Raw genomic sequence first — 19,946 nt, 5'->3', positions numbered from 1 at the left:
GCAGCGGCAAGGGTCACTGCGCGGAGCTACAGGCTGCGCAGCAGCACCGAGGGCGACTCGACGCAGTCGGCGACGTACCGCAGGAACCCACCCGCGGTCCCCCCATCGCACACCCGGTGATCAAACGTCAGCGACAGCTGCACGACCTGCCGCACCGCCAACTCCCCCTGGTGCACCCACGGCTTCGCAATGATCCGCCCCACACCGAGCATCGCCGCCTCGGGGTGGTTGATGATCGGCGTGGAGCCGTCGACCCCGAACACCCCGTAGTTGTTCAGGGTGAAGGTGCCGCCGGTGAGATCGGCCGGGGCCAGCTTCCCCGCCCGGGCCAGCTCCGTGAGCCGGGCGAACTCGGCCGACAGCGACTCCGCGCTGCGCGCCTGCGCGTCCCGGACCACCGGGACCATCAGCCCCCGCTCGGTCTGCGCGGCGAAGCCCAGGTGCACGGCCGGGAGCCGGACGATCTCCTTCGCCTCCAGGTCCACCGTGGAGTTGAGCTCCGGGTGGCGGGCCAGTGCCGCGGTGCAGATCCGGGCGAGCAGTGCGAGCACCGAGATCTTGGGGCCGCCCGCGGCGTTCATCGCCGCCCGGGCCGCCATCAGCTCGGTGGCGTCCGCGTCGACCCAGCAGGTGGCGTCCGGGATCTCGCGCCGGCTGCGCGACAGCTTGTCCGCGACCGCGCCCCGCACGCCCTTGAGCGGCACACGGTCACCCCGCGCGGCCGGAGCGACCGGAGCCGCCACCGGAACGGCGGGCGCCTGCGGCGCACGCAGGGCCGCCAACGCCGCCTCGACGTCCGCCCGCATGATCAGCCCGTCCGGCCCCGATCCCGACAACCCGCGCAGGTCGACCCCGCCGTCCCGTGCCAGCTTGCGCACGAGCGGCGAGATCACCGGCACGGACCCGCCCGGAACCACCGGTACGGCCGGAGCCGCCGGCGCCGCGGGAACCACCGGTACGGCCGGAGCCACCGGCGCCGACACCGCGGCGGTGACGGGTCGCACCCGTCGCCGACGCGCCGGGCGCGAGTGGTCCGAGCCGTACCCGATCAGGGGCCTGGGCGCGTTCGCGGAGTCCGCGGCCCCCTCGGAGGCGACGGAATCGGCCGGCACGCTCTCCGCCCCCACCGCCACCGTGATCAGCGGGGCGCCGACGGGCAGTTCGGTCCCCTCCTCGCCGAAGCGCGCGGTGACCACGCCCCCGTACGGGCAGGGCACCTCCACCATCGCCTTGGCCGTCTCGACCTCGACGACGGGCTGGTCGATGGCGACGACGTCGCCGACCGCCACCAGCCAGCGGACGATCTCCGCCTCGGTGAGCCCTTCTCCCAGGTCCGGCAGCTTGAACTCCATGACCTGCGGCATCAGTTCTCCCACTGCAGACGGGCCACGGTGTCCAGGATCCGGTCCACGCCGGGCAGGTGGTGCTTCTCCAGCATCGGCGGCGGATACGGGATGTCGAAGCCGGTGACGCGCAGCACGGGCGCCTCCAGGTGGTGGAAGCACCGCTCCGTGACGCGGGCGGCGATCTCCGCGCCCGGTCCGCCGAAGCCGCCGGACTCGTGGACCACCACCGCGCGCCCGGTCCGGCGTACGGAGGCCACGACGGTCTCCTCGTCGAAGGGGACCAGCGAGCGCAGGTCCACGACCTCCAGGTCCCAGCCCTCCTGGCGGGCCGCCTCGGCCGCCTCCATACACACCGGCAGGGAGGGCCCGTAGGTGATCAGCGTCGCGCTGGTGCCGGTCCGGCGGACCAGTGCCTTGCCGATCCCGGGGACCGCCGCGGGCGCTTCGGGCGACCAGTCGGACTTGGACCAGTACAGCCGCTTCGGCTCCAGGAAGATCACCGGGTCGTCGCTGGCTATCGAGGCGCGCAGCAGTCCGTACGCGTCCTCGACCGTCGCCGGGGTCACGACGGTGAGGCCGGGGGTGGCCACGTAGTACGCCTCGGAGGAGTCGCAGTGGTGCTCCACGCCGCCGATCCCGCCGCCGTAGGGCACCCGGATCGTGATCGGGAGCGGCATCGCGCCCCGCGTGCGGTTGCGCATCTTGGCCACGTGCGAGATCAGCTGCTCGAAGGCCGGGTACGCGAACGCGTCGAACTGCATCTCCACGACCGGCCGCAGCCCGTACATGGCCATGCCGACGGCCGCGCCGAGGATTCCGGCCTCGGCGAGCGGGGTGTCCGTACAGCGGTCCTCGCCGAACTCCTTCGCGAGGCCGTCCGTGATGCGGAAGACCCCGCCGAGCGCCCCGACGTCCTCGCCCATGACGTGGACGGCCGGGTCCTCGGCCATCGCGTCGCGCATCGCCCGGTTCAGGGCCTGCGCCATGGTCGCCGGCTTCGTGGTCGCCGTCTTCACCGCCACCGTGGTCATGATCCGTCCCCCTCTTCCTGCTCTGCCGCGTCCAGCTCGGCACGGAGCATGGCCGCCTGTTCGCGCAGCCGGCCGGTCTGCTCCGCGTAGACGTTTTCGAAGAGGTCCATCGGGTCGAGCACGGGCTCCGCGTTCATCGCGTCGCGGAGCTCCGCCGCCATCGTCTCGGCCGCGTCCTTGGCGGCCTTGATGCCCGCCTCGTCCAGCAGCCCGCGCGCGGTGAGCTCGCGCTCCAGCAGCTCGATCGGGTCGTGCGCCTTCCAGGCCTCGACCTCGGCGTCGCCCCGGTAGCGGGTGGCGTCGTCGGCGTTGGTGTGGGCCTCGATGCGGTACGTGACGGCCTCGATCATGGTCGGTCCGCCGCCGGACCGGGCCCGCCGGACCGCCTCGGACAGCACCTCGTGCATGGCGGCGATGTCGTTGCCGTCGACGAGGCGGCCGGGCATCCCGTACCCCACGGCCTTGTGGGCGAGGGTCGGGGCGGCGGTCTGCTTGGCGAGCGGGACGGAGATCGCGAAGCCGTTGTTCTGCACGAGGAAGACGACCGGCGCCTGCCAGACGGCGGCGAAGTTCATGGCCTCGTGGAAATCGCCCTCGCTGGTGCCGCCGTCGCCGACCATGGCGAGGGCGACCACGTCGTCACCGCGCAGCCGGGCGGCGTGCGCCAGACCGACCGCGTGCGGCAGCTGGGTGGCGAGGGGCGTCGAGAGGGGGGCTATCCGGTGCTCGCGCGGGTCGTACCCGGTGTGCCAGTCGCCGCGCAGCAGCGTCAGGGCCTGCACGGGATCCAGTCCGCGCGCCACGGCCGCCAGGGTGTCGCGGTAGCTCGGGAAGAGCCAGTCCTGCTCCTCCAGGACCATCGCGGCGGCGATCTCGCACGCCTCCTGGCCGACGGTGGAGGGATATACGGCCAGACGGCCCTGCCGGGTGAGGGCGGTGGCCTGGGCGTTGTAGCGGCGGCCGCGCACCAGCTCGGCGTAGCACCGGCGCATCAGCTCGGGGTCGAGCCGGTCGGCGGCCGGGGTGCCCAGCACCCGGTACGGCTCGGGGTCCGGGAGCAGCGGGGCGGCATCCGTACGGGGCCTCCAGGCGGGCGGCGGGGTGGAGCGGTGGGACGCACCGGCACCGGGCAGCTCTTGGACCGTCATGGCGGCGTACACCTCCTCGTGGGAAGCGGGCAGGAAGGCCTCGGGTGTGAGGCCCCTCACCTACCGATTGTTCGGTTGCCCGGGCAATTTGGCTACAGGCGGCGCCAGGCTGTGGACAAAGTGGCGTCGACGCCCTGGTATGGGTGCAGGACGTCCAGGAGAGGCAGGCATCGGGCGATGACGGATGAACAAATGGCCGGAGCGGGTTCCGGGGCCGGTTCCGGAGCGGGGGGCGCACTCGGGGGCGCGCCCGTACCGCCGGTAGCCCCCGGGCCGCCGTCGGCGCCACCCCGCCCCCTCGACCCGATCGACCGGTCGATCGTGCGGCTGCTCCAGGCGGACGGCCGCGCCTCGATACGTTCCGTCGCCGAGCAGGTCCACGTGTCCCGGGCCAATGCCTACGCCCGGATCAACCGGCTCATCGACGACGGGGTGATCCGGGGGTTCACCGCCCGCGTCAACCACGAACGAGCAGGTCAGGGCGCCTCCGCCTATATCACCCTGAAGATCGTCCAGAACTCCTGGCGCACGGTCCGCGAACAGCTCCGCGAGCTCCCCGGCGCCGCCCACATCGCCCTGGTGAGCGGCGATTTCGACGTCCTGCTCCTGGTCCACACCCCGGACAACCGCACCCTGCGCGAGCTGGTCCTGACCCGCCTCCAGTCCATCCCGGAGGTCCTCTCCACGCGCACCCTGCTGGTCTTCGAGGAAACGGATCTGCTGGCCCGCGACCAGAGCGCCGGCCCCACGATCACCGAGGACTGAAGTCCGCCGCCGAGGGGCCGTCTAGTGCCGGCAGGGGCCCTCCTCCTCGCGTATGACAACCGGAGGCCCCGGGGGCCCGTCTGCCCGGACATGAACACCAGCACCGCCCCCGACACCGGTCCCGCACCCTTGCCCACACCCCCGCAGCGCCTGCCCGAGCCGCTGCGCTCCCTGTGCTGGTCCTCGGCCATGACGGTCGCCGTCGTGGCCGCGGGGTACGCGGCCCACCGCTGGGCGGGCGCCGGGGCGGGCATGCCCCTGGAACCCCTGCCGGGCTCGCCGTGGCCGTACCTGACCGCGTGGGCCGTGCTCGGCTTCTGGGCGTTCCTGATCGTGCGCCGGGTGGCCCACCACCTGGAGTGGGACGCCGTCATCGCCGCGGGGCCCGTCTTCCTCGGCATCCGCGCGGGCCTGGCGTACCGGCCGGACCTGACGCTCCTCTACGGGTACGGCGCGCTGACCTTGGCCGTCGCGGCCGGCACCGTCCTGCTGTGGCGGCTGCGGAGCCGTCCCGGGCACACCGCGGACCGAGGGGTCAGCGGACCGTGCGCAGGCCGTCCAGGGCCATGCTGACCACGGCGTCCGCGAGCTGGTCGGGGGTGGTGCCCGGGTGCGGGCGATACCACTCGACCAGGGAGTTGACCATGCCGAAGAGCAGCCGGGTGGCGAGCCGGATGTCCACGTCGGCGCGCAGATCGCCCTCGGCGGCGGCGGCCTTCAGCAGCTCCGCGACCTGGTGGTCGAACTCGCGGCGGCGCTCCAGGGCCCAGCGCTCGGTGCGGGTGTTGCCCCGGACCCGCAGCAGCAGGGTCACGTAGGGGAGCTCCGCGACGAGGACCTCGACCGTGCGGCGCGTGACGTACTCGACGCGCTCGACCGCGCGCCCCCGTATCGCCCCCGGCTCCGCCAGGACCGTGAAGAGCTCGTCCAGGGCCCGGCTGACGGCGCGGCGGAGCAGCTCCTCCTTGCCCGCGACGTGGTGGTAGATCGAGGACTTCGAGATGCCGGCGGCCTTGGAGAGGTGCTCCATCGAGGTGCCGTCGTAGCCGCGCTCGTTGAAGACCTGGACGGCGACGGACAGGAGCGTTTCGGGCGTGTACGTGTCCCGCTTGGCCGTGGTCATGCCGTCTCCCCCGCCTCGTCGTCGGCGCCCTCTTCGTCCTCGGACCCGGCCGCGTAGCCCAGCTTGTACAGCGCCAGCGAGGGCGCGTACCGGCCGCCGGGGCAGCGCTCGTCGAGGTGGTGCAGCAGGTCGTACGCCCAGTCGCGGCCCAGCCGGTCGTGCCATTCGGCGGGGCCCGCCGGGTAGTTGACCCCGAGCCGCATCGCCGTGTCGATGTCCTCGGCGCCCGCCACCCCGCGCGCGACGGCGTCGGCGGTGAGGTCGATCAGCATCGCGACGGTCCGGGCGACGATCATGCCCGGGACGTCGCCGATCACGGAGACCTTCTTGCCGAGCTTCTGGAACAGCCCGACGGCCTCGGCGAGCGTCCGCTCGCTGGTGTCCTCACTGACGGAGAGCGCGATCCGGGTGGCACCGCGGTAGTCGAAGGCGAGGTCGAAGTAGACGACGTCGGCGAACTCGATCGCCGTCTTGCCGTCGGCGAGCACGAGCTGCCCCTCGCCGGGGAGCTGGATGTACGGGCCCCCGTGCTCGACGGCCGTGACCGCGATCCCGGCCTCCTCCAGGAGGTCGAGGAGGCCGGCCGCCGGTCCGAGGTCACCGACGACGGTCACCTTGGCGGGCGCGTCCTCGGGGCCTGCGGTGTGCGGGGCCGGGGCCTTCGCGTCCGGGCCATAGGGGTACCAGCCGTGACCCGACTTGCGGCCGAGGCGGCCCGACTGGACCAGCCGGCGCTGCGCGAGCGAGGGGGTGAACTTGGGGCTGCGGAAGAAGGACTCCCACACCGAGCGGGTGACGGCCTCGTTGACGTCCTGGCCGATCAGGTCGGTCAGCGCGAAGGGGCCCATCTTGAAGCCGCCGCTCTCGCGGAGCACGGCGTCGATGGTCGCCGGGTCGGCGCCCTGCTCCTCGTACACCGCGAAGGCCTCGGCGTAGAAGGGCCGGGCGATCCGGTTGACGATGAAGCCCGGGGTGTCGGCGCAGCGCACCGGCGTCTTCCCCCAGCCCAGGACGGTGGAGTACGCGCGGCTCGCGGCGGCGGGGTCCGTCGCGAACCCGGAGACCACCTCGACCAGCGGGAGCAGCGGGGCCGGGTTGAAGAAGTGCAGGCCCAGGAAGCGGCCGGGGTGCGCGAGTCCGGCGGCGAGCTCGGTGACCGAGAGGGAGGAGGTGTTCGTGGCCAGCAGGGCCTCCGGTGAAACCACCTCTTCGAGCGCCGCGAACAGGGCCCGCTTGACGGCGGCGTCCTCGACGACCGCCTCCACCACGAGGGCCGCGCCGGCCAGCTCCGCGAGCCCGGCCGCCGATGCGATCCGGCCGATCGCGTGCTCGGCCTCGGCGCGGTCCAGCCGGCCCTTGGCGGCCATCCGCTCGACGCGGTCCTGGACGAAGCCGACCGCGTCGGCGGCGAGCGTGGCGTTGATGTCGTAGATCAGCACGGGGTGACCTGCGAGGAGGGCGACTTGGGCGATGCCCTGCCCCATGGTGCCGGCGCCGACGACCGCCACTGTGCGGGACCGCTCGATTGCTGTCATGCCCAGATCCTCCCGCACCGACTTGTCCACAGGCCTGCCGGGCCCTCTTGTCCCGACCGATCGTTCGGTTACTCTAACTCCAGTCTGCTCTTGTTCATCCCTTCTTGCCTGCCCCGATCGCCTGATCCCGCCCGGCTCAAAGAGGAGTTGGTCCCTGATGGCCGCCGAGCTCACCGTCCCCCAGCTGTCCGCCAAGCACCGGCCCACCCTGGACCAGGCGCTGGCCACGATCCGCAGCCGCGCCTACTGGTCCCCGCACCCCGAGCACCCCAAGGCGTACGGGGAGACCGCGCCGGCCGACGGCCTCGCCGCCTTCGAGGCGCTGCGCGGCACCCGGCTCGACCTCGGACAGCCCGGCACCGACGGCTGGACGGGCGCGGAGACCTCCCCCTACGGCGTGGAGCTCGGCGTCGAGTACCCGCACGTGGACCCGGAGGTGCTGCTGCCCGCCATGCGGGCCGGCATGGGTGCCTGGCGCGATGCCGGGCCCGAAGCGCGCGCCCTGGTCTGCATCGAGATCCTGGCCCGGATCTCGGCGCGGACGCACGAGTTCGCGCACGCGGTCATGCACACCAGCGGCCAGGCCTTCATGATGGCGTTCCAGGCGGGCGGCCCGCACGCACAGGACCGCGGCCTGGAGGCCATCGCCTACGCCTACGAGGAGCAGACCCGCGTCCCCGGGCAGGCCGACTGGTCGAAGCCGCAGGGCAAGAAGGACCCGCTGGAGCTCGGCAAGACCTTCACGGCCGTGCCGCGCGGCATCTCCCTGATGATCGGCTGCAACACCTTCCCCACCTGGAACGGCTACCCGGGCATCTTCGCCTCTCTGGCCACGGGTAACCCGGTGCTGGTCAAGCCGCACCCGCGCGCCGTGCTCCCGCTGGCGCTGACCGTCCAGGTGGCCCGCGAGGTTCTGGCGGACGCCGGCTTCGACCCGAACCTGGTCGCGCTGGCCGTGGAGCGTCCGGGCGAGGGCATCGCCAAGGAGCTCGCCGTCCGCCCCGAGATCAAGGTCATCGACTACACCGGGTCCACCGAGTTCGGCGACTGGTTGGAGACCAACGCCCGCCAGGCGCAGGTCTACACGGAGAAGGCCGGCGTCAACACCGTCGTCCTGGACTCCACCGACAACTACAAGGGCATGCTCTCCAACCTGGCCTTCTCCCTCTCCCTCTACAGCGGCCAGATGTGCACCACCCCGCAGAACCTGCTGATCCCGCGCGACGGCATCGAGACCGACGCCGGGCACAAGTCCTACGACGAGGTCGTCTCCGACCTCGCGGGCGCGGTCGGCGGCCTGCTCGGCGACGACGCGCGGGCCAACGCCCTGCTCGGCGCGCTGGTCAACCCGGACGTGAAGGCCCGCCTGGAGGCCGCGGCCGGGCTCGGCGAGGTCGCGCTGGCCTCGCGCGAGGTCACGAACCCGGAGTTCCCGGACGCCGTGGTGCGCACGCCGGTGATGGTGAAGCTGGACTCCGCGCCGAAATATTGGGATGGGGCCGACGAGTCCGCCCCCTACCTCTCCGAGTGCTTCGGCCCGGTCTCCTTCGCGGTCGCGGTCGACTCCACGCAGAGCGCCCTCGAACTGCTGCGGCGCACCATCCGCGAGAAGGGCGCCATGACGGTCGGGGCGTACACCACGTCCGCGGACACCGAGCGGGCCATCGAGGAGGTCTGCCTCGAGGAGTCGGCGCAGCTCTCGCTGAACCTGACGGGCGGGGTCTATGTGAACCAGACCGCGGCCTTCTCCGACTTCCACGGCTCCGGCGGCAACCCCGCTGCGAACGCCGCACTGTGCGACGGGGCGTTCGTGTCGAACCGCTTCCGCGTGGTGGAGGTCCGCCGCCAGGGCTAGGCGTTCTCCCTGGGCCCGCCCCAGTGGAAGAGGGCCATGGCCACGCTTGTGGCCAGGTTGTAGCTGGAGACCTGCGGCCGCATCGGCAGGGACACCAGGTGATCGGCGCGGGCGCGCAGCTCGGGCGAGATGCCGTGGCGTTCGGAGCCGAAGGCGAGCAGGGCCTCGTCCGGGAGGGTGAGGGCGCGGATGTCCTCGCCCTCCGGGTCGAGGGCGTACAGCGGGCCGGACGGCAGCGTGCCGAGCTCCACCCGGTCCACGGTGGTGGCGTAGTGCAGCCCCGCGCCGGCCCGGACCACATGGGGGTGCCAGGGGTCCAGATCCCCCCGGGTGATCACGCCGGTGGCGCCGAAGCCGGCGGCGAGCCGGACGACGGCTCCGACGTTGCCCAGGTTGCGGGGGTTGTCGAGCACCACGATCGGGGCCGTCCTGGGCCGTGCGTCGAGCCGGGCCCGTCCCTCGGCCCGGCCGGGCCGGACCGCGAGGGCCGCCACTCCGGTGGGGTGCACCCGCGCCAGCAGCCCCTTGAGCGGAGCGCGCCGCACCAGCCGGGCCACCTGCGCCTCCACGTCCGGAGCCAGCTCGCGCGCGAGGCCCCGTACGGCGTCCGGGTCCTCGGCGACGGCCAGCCGGACCTCCGCCCCGAACCGCAGGGCGTGCTTCAGCGCGTGGAACCCGTCGAGCAGCACGAGCTCCTCCCGCCCGGCAATCTCCCGCCACTGCCGTTCGGTGTCCTCGATGCCATCGGTTTCCCCGCGCTGCTCACTCATACGGCGACCCTACGACCCCCCGACCAGCCCCGCCCCCACCAGCGATCTTCCAGCCCGTCCGCCGCTCTTCCAGCCCCTCCGGCAATCTTCCAGCCCGCCCGGCGCCCTTCCAGCCCCTCCGGCAATCCTCCAGCCCGCCCGGCGCCCTTCCAGCCCCTCCGGCGTTTGAGGAGCGGGGTCTGGGGCGGAGCCCCAGGACGCTTCAGCCCGTCCGGCGTTTGAGGACCGGGTCCGGGCAGAGCCCGGGGAACGGGCGAAGGGCGGGTAGGGGACTCCGCCCCGCAGGGCCGGCCCTCAGCGCGGGGCCGGGCTGGGAAGCGCCGACTCCGGATCCGCGTACGGCTCCGGGGCCTGGGCCGGGTCCGGGGCCTGGGCCGGGTCCTGGGCCTGGGCCGGGTCCTGGGCCGGCTCCGGCCCCGGAACGGCCCGCCCCCCACGAACCCGCCGCGCAGCGACCCGCGCGCCGACCCAGACCAAAAACCCGGTCGGCAGAAACACCGCATCGGCGGCGATCATCGCCATCGAGAAGAACGGCAGTCCCAGCAGCACCGCGATCCCCGCGTGCTCCAGCATCATCAGCGCCAGCAGCACGTTCTTGATCCGCCGGTTGAACAGGGTGAACGGAAAGGCCACCTGGACCGCGACCGTCCCGTAGGACAGCAGCATGACCAGCGTGCCGCTGCTCGCGAGGAAGGCCGAGAGTCCGGGCCACGGGGTGAAGTAGTCCAGGTTCAGCGGGTAGTACAGCGCCGTGCCGTCCTGCCACCGCGAGCCCTGGATCTTGTACCAGCCGGCCGTCGCGTAGATCAGGCAGACCTCCACCATGATCACGAGCATCCCGGCGTTGTGCAGCAGGTTGGCCAGGACGTCGAGGACGGCTCGCCCCTCACCCTCCGGCTCGTAGCGGTCGACCATCCACCACAGCGCGCCGAGCACCCACAGGGCCGCGAAGATCACCAGCCAGTTGGTGCTGAACCCCCCGGTCACGGCCCCGTACGCGAACACCGCGCCGAGCACGCCCCACAGCACCGGCCCCGCCCGCCCGGCCGACACCGCGCCCAGGCGCCGGGCGCGGCGGGCGTCCAGCGACCAGACCTGCGCGCAGCGGGTCAGCACGAGGTAGATCGCCATCAGGTGGATGACGTTGTCCCCGCCGTCGCCCATGAAGACGCTGCGGTTCTGCAGGGACAGCACGCCGACCATGAACACCACGGAGGTCGCCCGGGTTCGCCAGCCCAGCATCAGCAGGGCGGCCGCCAGCACGGCCACGGCGTAGACGATCTCGAACCAGAGCGCCGAGTCCGACCACATCAGCACCGTGAAGGCGCGGTTCGTGTCGATCAGCCGCTCCGCCAGCTCCCAGCTCCACGGTCCGTCCGGCCCGTACAGCTCGTGGCGGTGGGGGAACTCGCGCAGCAGGAAGAACAGCCAGGTGCCCGCGAAGCCGATGCGGACCACGGCGCTCTGGTACGGGCCCAGCGCCTGCCCGCTGACCCGGGCGAGCGCCCGGCCGGCCGAGGCCCTGAACCTCCTCAGACCATCCACCACGGCAGCTCCCGGTAGTACGTCTGGGTGTCGGCCTTCTCGTCCGACCACTTGGGTGCGGAGACCTCCGTCGTCGCCCCGCGCAGCTGGATCCGTACGATCCGGCCCTCTGCCAAGTGCCCGCCCTTGCCCACGGACGTATCTGCCGGTGTGCGCGGGTCCAGCCGGTCCAGGGCGATCCGGCGCAGGTACTCCTCGGAGAGCGCGCCGCGCTCGCCGGTGGACTTGTTGTCCTCGTCGTGGGAGGTGGTGAAGAAGTCCCAGGCCCGGCGGAGCTCGTTCTGCTCGGTGTGGCTCGGCAGCAGGCTGTGGTGGATGGCCGCGCCGTCCTCGGCGGACAGCCCGCGCCAGTTGCCCGTCACCAGCATGCCGTCGTCCGTCCGCACTTCCGCGCGCACTTCCACGGCGATGTTCTGCTGGAGCGGGTTGGGTGCGAAGAGCTTCCAGTTCTGTTCGAACTCGGGGTAGATCCACCAGTCGATCACCCCCGCGTGCTGCTTGCTGACCGTGTTGGACGGGGCCACGTGCAGGAAGACGAGGGTCAGGTGCCAGCATGCTGCCACCGCCACCGCGCCGAGCGCGAGGGCCGTGACGACCCGGTACGGCTTGGACAGGCCGGCGATTCCGGGCGCCCTGGACGGGGGTGGAGCCGCTCCTTCGAGGGGCTCGCGCTCGTTCGAATCCATCCCGCCCCGATCATCCGGTGTCCACAGGGTTGACCACAGAGGTTGACACCCTACGGGCCCTCGTCCCACCATTGAAGAGCATGAACCGAACGATCGGTCGGTCGGGCGGGACGAGGCGGGAAATGACCTCTGACAGGGGGCCGTGATGGTGGCAGTGACCCCGGCAGTGACATCGGGGACGGAGGGGCGGGACGCGGGGCAGGACGCGGGGATCGGCGTGACCGCCGACCTCGGCGCGCAGCTCGCGGCCGCCTTCGACGCGGCCGTGGCGGCCGACGAGCGGGTGGAACCGCGCGACTGGATGCCCGACGAGTACCGCGCCTCACTGGTCCGCCAGATGGCCCAGCACGCCCACTCCGAGATCATCGGCATGCAGCCCGAGGCGAACTGGATCACCCGCGCGCCCTCCCTGCGCCGCAAGGCGATCCTGATGGCGAAGGTCCAGGACGAGGCCGGACACGGCCTGTACCTGTACAGCGCCGCCGAGACCCTGGGCACCAGCCGCGACGAGCTCCTCGACAAGCTCCACGCCGGGAAGCAGAAGTACTCCTCGATCTTCAACTACCCCACGCTGACCTGGGCCGACGTCGGCGCGATCGGCTGGCTCGTGGACGGCGCGGCGATCACCAACCAGGTCCCGATCTGCCGCTGCTCCTACGGGCCGTACGCGCGGGCCATGGTCCGGATCTGCAAGGAGGAGTCCTTCCACCAGCGCCAGGGGTACGAGCTGCTCCTCGCCCTCTCCCGGGGCACCCAGGCCCAGCACGCGATGGCGCAGGACGCCGTCGACCGCTGGTGGTGGCCCTCGCTGATGATGTTCGGCCCGCCGGACGCCGAGTCGGGGCACTCGGCGCAGTCGATGGCCTGGCGGATCAAGCGCCACACCAATGACGATCTGCGCCAGCGCTTCGTGGACATCGCCGTGCCGCAGGCCGAGTCGCTGGGGCTGACCCTGCCCGACCCGGACCTGAAGTGGAACGAGGAGCGCGGGCACCACGACTTCGGAGCCATCGACTGGGCGGAGTTCTGGGAGGTGCTCAAGGGCAACGGCCCGTGCAACGAAGAGCGGATCGGACAGCGCCGCGCGGCGCACGAAGAAGGCGCCTGGGTGCGCGACGCGGCCGCGGCGTACGCGGAGAAGCAGGCGGCGGCCACGGCCGCCGCGGCGGCAATCGGAAGCGAGGCTCGGGTATGACGCGGAACTGGCCCCTGTGGGAGGTGTTCGTCCGCTCGCGGCGCGGCCTCTCGCACACGCACGCGGGCAGCCTGCACGCCCCCGACGCGGAGATGGCCCTGCGCAACGCCCGCGATCTCTACACCCGGCGGGGCGAGGGCATCTCCATCTGGGTGGTGCCCTCCACGGAGATCACCGCCTCCTCCCCGGACGAGCGGGACCCGTTCTTCGCCCCGTCCGCCGACAAGCCCTACCGGCACCCCACCTTCTACGAGATCCCCGAGGGGGTGCAGCACCTGTGACCAGCACCGAGACGAGCACCGCATCGGGGACGGCCGCCGTGGCGGCGGCCCTGGCCCTCGGCGACGACGCGCTGATCCTTTCGCACCGCCTCGGCGAGTGGGCGGGCCACGCGCCCGTCCTGGAGGAGGAGGTCGCCCTCGCCAACATCGCCCTCGACCTGCTCGGCCAGGCCCGCATCCTGCTGTCGACGGCCGGCGACGAGGACGAGCTGGCCTACCTCCGCGAGGAGCGGTCCTTCCGCAACCTCCAGCTGGTCGAGCAGCCGAACGGCGACTTCGCCCACACCATCGCGCGCCAGCTCTACTTCTCGTTCTACCAGCACGAGCTCTACGGGGAGCTCGCCCTCGGCGAGGGCCCGTTCGCGCCGCTCGCCGCCAAGGCGGTCAAGGAGACCGCCTACCACCGCGACCACGCCGAGCAGTGGACGCTGCGGCTCGGCGACGGCACCGAGGAGAGCCGGCGCCGGATGCGGGCCGGTCTGGACGGGCTGTGGAAGTACACCGGGGAGATGTTCCGGCCGGTGGACGGGCTCGAAGAGATCGACTGGGCCGCCCTGGAAAGCCGTTGGCTGGCCGCGCTGGGCGGCGTACTGGAGCGGGCCGGGCTGGAGCTGCCCCAGGGGCCGCGGCACGGCGCCTGGGCCGCGGGAGCCGGCCGGCAGGGACTGCACACCGAGTCGTTCGGCCGCCTGCTCGCGGAGATGCAGCACCTGCACCGCAGCCACCCGGGGGCATCGTGGTGACCGGCACCGGTGCCGGAACCGGCACCGACAGGACCCGGCTGGAGGTGGAGCTGGCCGCGCTGGCCGGCTCCGTCCCCGACCCCGAACTGCCGGTGCTCACCCTCGCCGAGCTCGGCGTGATGCGCGGGGTGCGGATGCACGAGGACGGCCACGTGGAGGTCACCCTGACCCCCACCTACACCGGCTGCCCTGCCATCGAGGCCATGTCCGCCGACATCGAGCGGGTCCTGACCGACCACGGCATACCGGAGGTCCGGGTGCGGACCGTGCTGGCCCCCGCCTGGTCCACCGACGACATCAGCGCCGAAGGCCGCCGCAAACTGGCCGAGTTCGGCATCGCCCCGCCGCGGCCGCACGCCGCCGGCGGACCGGTTCCGCTCACCCTGTCCGTCCGCTGCCCGAACTGCGGATCGACCGACACCGAGCTGCTCAGCCGGTTCTCCTCCACCGCATGCAAGGCGCTGCGCCGCTGCACCGCCTGCCGTGAACCGTTCGACCACTTCAAGGAGCTGTAGATGGCCGTGTCACCGCCGTCGCCCACGCCGGTGGCGCCCGCAGGCCCGGCGGCCACCGCGTCGGCGCGCCCCGCGCGCCACGGCGCCTTCCACACCTTGACGGTGACGGCGGTCGACCGGCTCACCGAGGACTCCGTGGCCCTGACCCTGGCCGTCCCGCCGGAGCTGCGCGCCGAGTACCGGCACGCCCCCGGCCAGCACCTCACCCTGCGCCGCGGCGGTTCCGGTGCGGCGGCCGGCACGTCCGCCGCACCGGAGGTGCGGCGGACCTACTCGATCTGCTCCCCCGCCCCGGCCGCGGACGGGCCCGGCCCCGCCGCGCTGCGGGTCGGGGTGCGGCTGGTGGAGGGCGGGGAGTTCTCCTCCTTCGCCCACAAGGAGATCGCCGCCGGGGACGTCCTGGACGTGATGGTCCCGGCCGGCCGGTTCATCCTGGAGCCCGCGGCGGCTCCGGCCGCCGCGCACTACGCCGCGATCGTCGGCGGCAGCGGCATCACCCCGGTGCTGTCGATCGCCGCCACCCTCCTCGCCGCCCGCCCCGACGCCCGGTTCTGCCTGGTGCGCAGCGACCGCAGCGCGGCCTCGACGATGTTCCTGGAGGAGGTGGCCGACCTCAAGGACCGCTATCCCGACCGGTTCCAGCTCGTCACCGTGCTGTCCCGGGAGGAGCAGGAGGCCGGGCTGCCCTCGGGCCGGCTCGGCGAGGAGCGGCTGACCGAACTGCTCCCCGCGCTGCTGCCGGTCGCGGAGGTGACGGGCTGGTTCCTGTGCGGACCGTACGGTCTGGTGACGGGAGCGGAGAAGGCGCTGAGCGCGCTCGGCGTGCTCCGCACCCGGGTCCACGAAGAGGTCTTCCACGTCGAGGACACCGCCCCGCCCGCGCGCCCCGCTTCGGCCGACACCACGCGCGGCCGGGTCACCGCGCGGCTCGACGGCCGCTCGGGCACCTGGCCCGTGCGCGACGGCGAATCCCTGCTCGACGCGGTGCTCCGGGCCCGCGCGGACGCCCCGTACGCCTGCAAGGGCGGGGTGTGCGGCACCTGCCGGGCGTTCGTCGTCTCGGGCGAGGTGCGGATGGACCGCAACTTCGCGCTGGAGGAGCAGGAGACGGAGGCCGGGTTCGTGCTGGCCTGCCAGTCGCACCCGGTGTCGGAGGACGTGGAGATCGACTTCGACCGCTGAGGAGGGTGACGGCGCGGCCCTGGCCGTCACCCCGACCGTCCTCTCCCGTCCCGCTGCCGTCCCCCTGTCAAATTTCCAGGCTGTGCTTTTTTAGAAACGTGTTCTATCTTGACGCACCGTCAGGCAGAGCACGATTCGGGTACGCGGGAGGACAGGCAGTGGACTTCACCTTCACCGAGGAGCAGCAGGCCGCCGTCGAGGCGGCCAAGGCCGTGTTCGCGGACGTGGTCCCCGACGGCGTGCCCAGCCCCGCACTCACGCCGAGGGCGGTGGCCGAGGAGTTCGACCGCGAGCTGTGGGCCAAGCTCGCCGACTCCGACCTGCTGAGCCTGGTCCTCACCGAGGAGCACGGCGGCTCCGGACTCGACGCCATCGCCCTGTGCCTGGTCCTGCGCGAGGCCGCGAAGGTACTGGCCCGGGTGCCGCTGCTGGAGCACTGCGCCACCGCCATGACCGTCCAGGCCCACGGCAGCCCCGAGCTGACCGGCGCCCTGCTGCCCGGCGCCGGGCAGGGCAGCGTCGTCCTCACCGTCGCCGCGCACGGCCGCAGCGGCCACGACCCGGCCGAACTGGCCGTCACCGCACGGCAGGAACGACAGGACGCCGACACCTGGGTCCTGGAGGGGCTCCAGACGGCCGTCGCCTGGGCGCACAGCGCCGACTGGACCGCCGTACCGGCCCACACCGGGGAGGGCGAGGCCGTCCTCGCGTTCGTCCCCCGGGGCGCCGAGGGCCTGTCCCTCGCGGAGCAGTACTCCACCAGCGGGGAGCGGCTCGCCGAGCTCACCCTCGACGGCGTACGGGTCCCGGCCGCGCACCTGATCGAAGCGCCCGGCGTCTGGGACCACCTGCGCCAGCTCCTGGCCACCGGGACCTGCGCGCTCGCGCTCGGCCTCGGCGAGAACGTGCTCACCATGACCAGCCAGTACACGAGCAAGCGCGAGCAGTTCGGCTTCCCGGTGGCCAGCTTCCAGGCCGTCGCCGTCCAGGCCGCCGACCGCTACATCGACCTGCGCGCCATGGAGGTCACCCTCTGGCAGGCCGCCTGGCGACTCGACGCCTCCACGGGCGGAGCGGGCGGACCGCTGCCGAGCGCCGGTGATGTGGCCGTGGCCAAGATCTGGGCCTCGGAGGGCGTACGCCGCGTCGTACAGACCGCACAGCACCTGCACGGCGGCTTCGGCGCCGACACCGACTACCCGCTCCACCGCTACCACGCCTGGGCCAAGCAGCTGGAGCTCCAGCTCGGCCCGGCCGCGGCCCACGAGGAGGCCCTGGGCGACCTGCTGGCCGCCCACCCCCTCGCCTAGGCCGTTACCTTCGGCGGCAGTGGCCTCAGACGACGAAGCCCGGGGTGCCCGCGTCGGTGACGACCGGGCGGCCCGCGGCCTCCCAGTCCTGCATGCCGCCGGCCACGTTCACGGCGTCGATGTCCTGGCCCCGCAGGTACTGGGCCACCTGGGCGGAGCGTCCGCCGACCCGGCACATCACGTAGACCGGGCGCTCGTCCTCGATCTTCTCGGTCAGCTCACCGATGCGCGCCACGAACTCGCTCATCGGGATGTGCAGCGCGCCCTCGGCGTGGCCGGCCGCCCATTCGTCGTTCTCGCGAACGTCGAGGACAAGGGCTTCGGAGGGCAATGCGGAGGCGGCCACCGAGGGAAGCGGTCCGGAGTTCATGTCTGTCGCCTTCTCTCGTCACGGATAGCTGAGCCAACCTATCCGACCCGGCCGGCCGGCCCGTCCGGCCGCCGGCGCCGGCCGCCCCGGGGTCACTCGGCGGCGAGCGCCGCCAGCTCCGCCTCGCGCTTCTCGACGTCGCCGAGCAGCTGCTCGGCGATCTCCTCCAGCAGCCGGTCCGGGTCCTCCGGGGCCATCCGCAGCATCGACCCGATCGCGCTCTCCTCGAGCTCCCGGGCCACCACCGACAGCAGCTCCTTGCGGCGCGAGAGCCACTCGAGGCGCTCGTACAGTTCCTCGCTCTCGCTCAGCCGCGGTTCGGCCGGTGCCGGGCCCGCCGCCCACTCCTGCGCCAGCTCGCGCAGCACCTGCTCCTCGCCACGTCCGTAGGCCGCGTTGACCCGCACGATGAACGCATCGCGCCGCTCGCGCTCGGCCTCGTCCTGAGCGAGGTCGGGATGCGCCTGGCGGACCAGCTCGCGGTAGAGGCGGCGCACCTCCTCCGAGGGGCGCACCCGATCCGGCGGCCGCACCGCGCGGTCGGTGAGCATCGCGGAGGCGTCGTCGGACATCCCGTCGCCGTCCAGCCAGTCGTGGAACAGCTCGTCCACCCCGGGCATCGGCATCACCAGCGAGCGGGCATCGCGCGCACGGCGCAGGTCCTCCGGATCCCCGGTCCTCGCCGCCTTCGCCTCGGCGATCAGGGCGTCGAGCTCGTCGAGCCGCGAGTACATCGGCCCGAGCTTCTGGTGGTGGAGGCGGGAGAAGTTCTCGACCTCCACCCGGAAGGTCTCCACCGCGATCTCGAACTCGATCAGTGCCTGCTCGGCAGCCCGCACGGCGCGCTCCAGGCGCGCCTCGGGCCGCTCGTCGGCAGCGGGGCCGGGGCCTTCGCCGGAGCCGGGCTCGGACGCTTCGGGAACTGTCTGCTCGCTCACCCGGCCAGCCTAAGGCCCAGGGGCCCGGGTGTTTCACGTGAAACATCCACCGGTTTCACGTGAAACATCCCGGCTGCGGACCCGGTCCCGGGCCCCGGCCGCTCAGACCCCGGCCGCTCAGACCCCGTCTGCTCAGACTCCAGTCGTCGCCGCGATCCGCCCCGACCGCACGGCCGCCACCAGCACCGCGTGGTCGGCCTCGCTCCGGTCGGCGTAGGCCACGGCGAAGCCGGCGATCGCCTCGTCCAGCTCGTCGCTCTTGCCGCAGTACCCGGACAGCAGCCGCGGATCCGCGCTGTGCGCGTGCGCCCTCGCCAGCAGGGCTCCGGTCATCCGCCCGTAGTCGTCGAACTGGTCGGCGGCCAGTGCCGCCGGGTCCACGCTGCCCTTGCGGTTGCGGAACTGGCGGACCTGGAAGGGCCGCCCCTCCACCGTCGTCCAGCCCAGCAGGATGTCGGAGACCACCTGCATCCGCTTCTGCCCGGCCACCACCCGGCGGCCCTCGTGCTCCTCCGGCGGGGAGACGAAGCCGAGCCCGGGCAGGTGCGGCAGCAGGGCGGAGGGCCGGGCCTCCTTCACCTGGAGGACCAGCGCTTCACCCCGGTGGTCGAGCAGCAGCACCACGTACGAGCGGGTGCCGACGCTGCCCGTGCCCACCACCCGGAAGGCCACGTCGTGGATCGCGTACCGGGCCAGCAGCGGCAGCCGGTCGCCCTGCAGGGTCTCCAGGTACGGGCCCAGCGCGGCCGCCACGGCCGCCGCCTCCCCGTCTCCGACCCGGCGCAGCACGGGCAGCGCGTCCACGAAGGCCCGGCCCCCGTCGGGCGTGGGCTCGGTGGACTTCGCGGCGAACCGGGCGGAGGTGTTGTTGCGGGCCTTCTCCGAGACCCGTTCCAGGGTGCCCAGCAGGTCACGGGCGTCGGTGTGCGAGACCAGTTCCTCGTCCGCGATGGCGTTCCACGCGTCGAGGGCCGGCAGTTTGGCCAGCAGGCGCATCGTGCGCCGGTAGGCGCCCACCGTGTCGTGCGCGGCCGCCCGGCAGGTGGCCTCGTCCGCGCCGGCCACCCGGCCCGCCAGGACCAGCGAGGTGGCCAGCCGCTTGAGGTCCCACTCCCACGGGCCGAAGACCGTCTCGTCGAAGTCGTTGAGGTCGATGACCAGCCGGCCTCGCGCGTCCCCGTACAGACCGAAGTTGGCCGCGTGAGCGTCGCCGCAGATCTGCGCGCCGATCCCGGTCACGGGACCGCCGGAGAGGTCGTGGGCCATCAGACCGGCCGCCCCGCGCAGGAAGGCGAAGGGGTTGGCGGCCATCCGGCCGACCCGTATCGGCGTGAGCTCGGCGACCCGTCCGACGTTTGACTCCTCCACCGCCCGCACCGCGTCCGGCCGGTCGGCCGGGGCCTCGAACCGTGCGTGCGCCGCCCGGGGCACCCGCGTCCGCAGCGCCTTGCCCGCCTCCCGGGGGGAGCCGGCGGGCGACCCCGCCGACGAACCCGAGTGCCGCGGAGCGAACCCCTCGACCTCCGGGATCCGTACCTTCGACTCCGGTCCCACGCCCCGCTGCTGCGCTACCACCGTCATGCGCCCCGCCCCCTGATCGCCATCGGA

20 protein-coding genes are annotated in these 19,946 nt (G+C 73.0%); 9 read left to right on the top strand and 11 right to left on the bottom strand.

Annotated features, from left to right (window positions below; all coding sequences use genetic code 11):
- Positions 1-26: 26 nt before the first annotated feature.
- Genes OG247_RS22315 through pdhA form a run of 3 tightly spaced genes read right to left on the bottom strand, consistent with a single transcriptional unit; the run spans position 27 to position 3,525 of the window.
- Positions 27-1,364, bottom strand: a complete 1,338-nt coding sequence (locus OG247_RS22315) for a dihydrolipoamide acetyltransferase family protein (RefSeq protein ID WP_327253894.1) — start codon at positions 1,362-1,364, stop codon at positions 27-29.
- Positions 1,364-2,377 carry an alpha-ketoacid dehydrogenase subunit beta gene (locus OG247_RS22310; protein WP_327253893.1) on the bottom strand — a complete coding sequence of 338 codons (1,014 nt, stop codon included), beginning with the start codon at positions 2,375-2,377 and terminating at the stop codon, positions 1,364-1,366. The genes OG247_RS22315 and OG247_RS22310 overlap by 1 nt, the downstream gene beginning before the upstream one ends.
- On the bottom strand, positions 2,374-3,525 hold the full coding sequence (gene pdhA, locus OG247_RS22305; RefSeq protein WP_327257579.1) for a pyruvate dehydrogenase (acetyl-transferring) E1 component subunit alpha: 1,152 nt from the start codon (positions 3,523-3,525) through the stop codon (positions 2,374-2,376). Before pdhA ends, OG247_RS22310 begins: the two co-directional genes overlap by 4 nt.
- 177 nt (positions 3,526-3,702) lie before the next feature.
- On the opposite strand from pdhA, the gene OG247_RS22300 reads away from it, so the two are divergent.
- Positions 3,703-4,290 (top strand): Lrp/AsnC family transcriptional regulator, encoded by a 588-nt coding sequence (locus OG247_RS22300; protein WP_327253892.1) that lies wholly within the window; start codon positions 3,703-3,705, stop codon positions 4,288-4,290.
- A 90-nt stretch (positions 4,291-4,380) separates the two neighbouring features.
- Entirely contained in the window at positions 4,381-4,863 is a 483-nt protein-coding gene (locus OG247_RS22295; RefSeq protein WP_327253891.1) for a hypothetical protein, read from the top strand.
- Here the strand turns inward: OG247_RS22295 and OG247_RS22290 are convergent.
- Both OG247_RS22290 and OG247_RS22285 read right to left on the bottom strand, forming a co-directional pair.
- On the bottom strand, positions 4,826-5,413 hold the full coding sequence (locus OG247_RS22290) for a TetR/AcrR family transcriptional regulator (protein ID WP_327253890.1): 588 nt from the start codon (positions 5,411-5,413) through the stop codon (positions 4,826-4,828). The two genes, OG247_RS22295 and OG247_RS22290, sit on opposite strands and share 38 nt — an antisense overlap.
- A complete protein-coding gene (locus OG247_RS22285; protein WP_327253889.1) occupies positions 5,410-6,948 on the bottom strand; it encodes a 3-hydroxyacyl-CoA dehydrogenase in 1,539 nt (512 codons plus the stop codon). The genes OG247_RS22290 and OG247_RS22285 overlap by 4 nt, the downstream gene beginning before the upstream one ends.
- 157 nt (positions 6,949-7,105) lie before the next feature.
- On the opposite strand from OG247_RS22285, the gene paaN reads away from it, so the two are divergent.
- Positions 7,106-8,803, top strand: a complete 1,698-nt coding sequence (gene paaN / locus OG247_RS22280) for a phenylacetic acid degradation protein PaaN (protein ID WP_327253888.1) — start codon at positions 7,106-7,108, stop codon at positions 8,801-8,803.
- Here the strand turns inward: paaN and OG247_RS22275 are convergent.
- The 3 genes from OG247_RS22275 to OG247_RS22265 form a co-directional block, all read right to left on the bottom strand.
- Positions 8,800-9,573: a TrmH family RNA methyltransferase gene (locus OG247_RS22275; protein ID WP_327253887.1), complete on the bottom strand. Its 774-nt coding sequence runs from the start codon at positions 9,571-9,573 to the stop codon at positions 8,800-8,802. The genes paaN and OG247_RS22275 overlap by 4 nt on opposite strands.
- Positions 9,574-9,867: 294 nt before the next feature.
- On the bottom strand, positions 9,868-11,169 hold the full coding sequence (locus OG247_RS22270) for an HTTM domain-containing protein (RefSeq protein WP_442813368.1): 1,302 nt from the start codon (positions 11,167-11,169) through the stop codon (positions 9,868-9,870).
- On the bottom strand, positions 11,106-11,804 hold the full coding sequence (locus tag OG247_RS22265; protein WP_327253885.1) for a DUF5819 family protein: 699 nt from the start codon (positions 11,802-11,804) through the stop codon (positions 11,106-11,108). Before OG247_RS22265 ends, OG247_RS22270 begins: the two co-directional genes overlap by 64 nt.
- Positions 11,805-11,949: 145 nt before the next feature.
- Between OG247_RS22265 and paaA the strand changes: the two genes are divergently transcribed.
- The 6 genes from paaA to OG247_RS22235 all read left to right on the top strand — a co-directional run bounded on the left by paaA (position 11,950) and on the right by OG247_RS22235 (position 17,030).
- On the top strand, positions 11,950-12,999 hold the full coding sequence (paaA, locus tag OG247_RS22260) for a 1,2-phenylacetyl-CoA epoxidase subunit PaaA (RefSeq protein WP_327253884.1): 1,050 nt from the start codon (positions 11,950-11,952) through the stop codon (positions 12,997-12,999).
- Positions 12,996-13,280, top strand: coding sequence for a 1,2-phenylacetyl-CoA epoxidase subunit PaaB (paaB, locus tag OG247_RS22255; RefSeq protein WP_254382163.1), 285 nt, complete (start codon positions 12,996-12,998; stop codon positions 13,278-13,280). Before paaA ends, paaB begins: the two co-directional genes overlap by 4 nt.
- The gene (gene paaC / locus OG247_RS22250; RefSeq protein WP_327253883.1) at positions 13,277-14,023 is read left to right on the top strand and encodes a 1,2-phenylacetyl-CoA epoxidase subunit PaaC; all 747 of its coding nucleotides are present in this window, start codon (positions 13,277-13,279) and stop codon (positions 14,021-14,023) included. Before paaB ends, paaC begins: the two co-directional genes overlap by 4 nt.
- Positions 14,020-14,538, top strand: coding sequence for a 1,2-phenylacetyl-CoA epoxidase subunit PaaD (paaD, locus tag OG247_RS22245; RefSeq protein ID WP_327253882.1), 519 nt, complete (start codon positions 14,020-14,022; stop codon positions 14,536-14,538). The genes paaC and paaD overlap by 4 nt, the downstream gene beginning before the upstream one ends.
- Positions 14,539-15,720, top strand: coding sequence for a 2Fe-2S iron-sulfur cluster-binding protein (locus OG247_RS22240; protein ID WP_327253881.1), 1,182 nt, complete (start codon positions 14,539-14,541; stop codon positions 15,718-15,720).
- A 158-nt stretch (positions 15,721-15,878) separates the two neighbouring features.
- Positions 15,879-17,030, top strand: a complete 1,152-nt coding sequence (locus OG247_RS22235; protein WP_327253880.1) for an acyl-CoA dehydrogenase family protein — start codon at positions 15,879-15,881, stop codon at positions 17,028-17,030.
- A gap of 25 nt (positions 17,031-17,055) precedes the next feature.
- On the opposite strand, the gene OG247_RS22230 is transcribed toward OG247_RS22235, so the two are convergent.
- The 3 genes from OG247_RS22230 to OG247_RS22220 form a co-directional block, all read right to left on the bottom strand.
- Positions 17,056-17,400 (bottom strand): rhodanese-like domain-containing protein, encoded by a 345-nt coding sequence (locus tag OG247_RS22230; protein ID WP_327253879.1) that lies wholly within the window; start codon positions 17,398-17,400, stop codon positions 17,056-17,058.
- Between the two features lie 92 nt (positions 17,401-17,492).
- Positions 17,493-18,338 (bottom strand): J domain-containing protein, encoded by an 846-nt coding sequence (locus OG247_RS22225; RefSeq protein ID WP_442813367.1) that lies wholly within the window; start codon positions 18,336-18,338, stop codon positions 17,493-17,495.
- Between the two features lie 132 nt (positions 18,339-18,470).
- Complete coding sequence (locus OG247_RS22220; RefSeq protein WP_327253878.1) at positions 18,471-19,919, bottom strand: DUF2252 domain-containing protein; 1,449 nt, start codon at positions 19,917-19,919, stop codon at positions 18,471-18,473.
- Positions 19,920-19,946 lie beyond the last annotated feature (27 nt).

The organism is Streptomyces sp. NBC_01244, from assembly GCF_035987325.1.
Lineage (GTDB): Bacteria > Actinomycetota > Actinomycetes > Streptomycetales > Streptomycetaceae > Streptomyces.
This window is presented reverse-complemented; position numbering and strand designations above follow the sequence as displayed.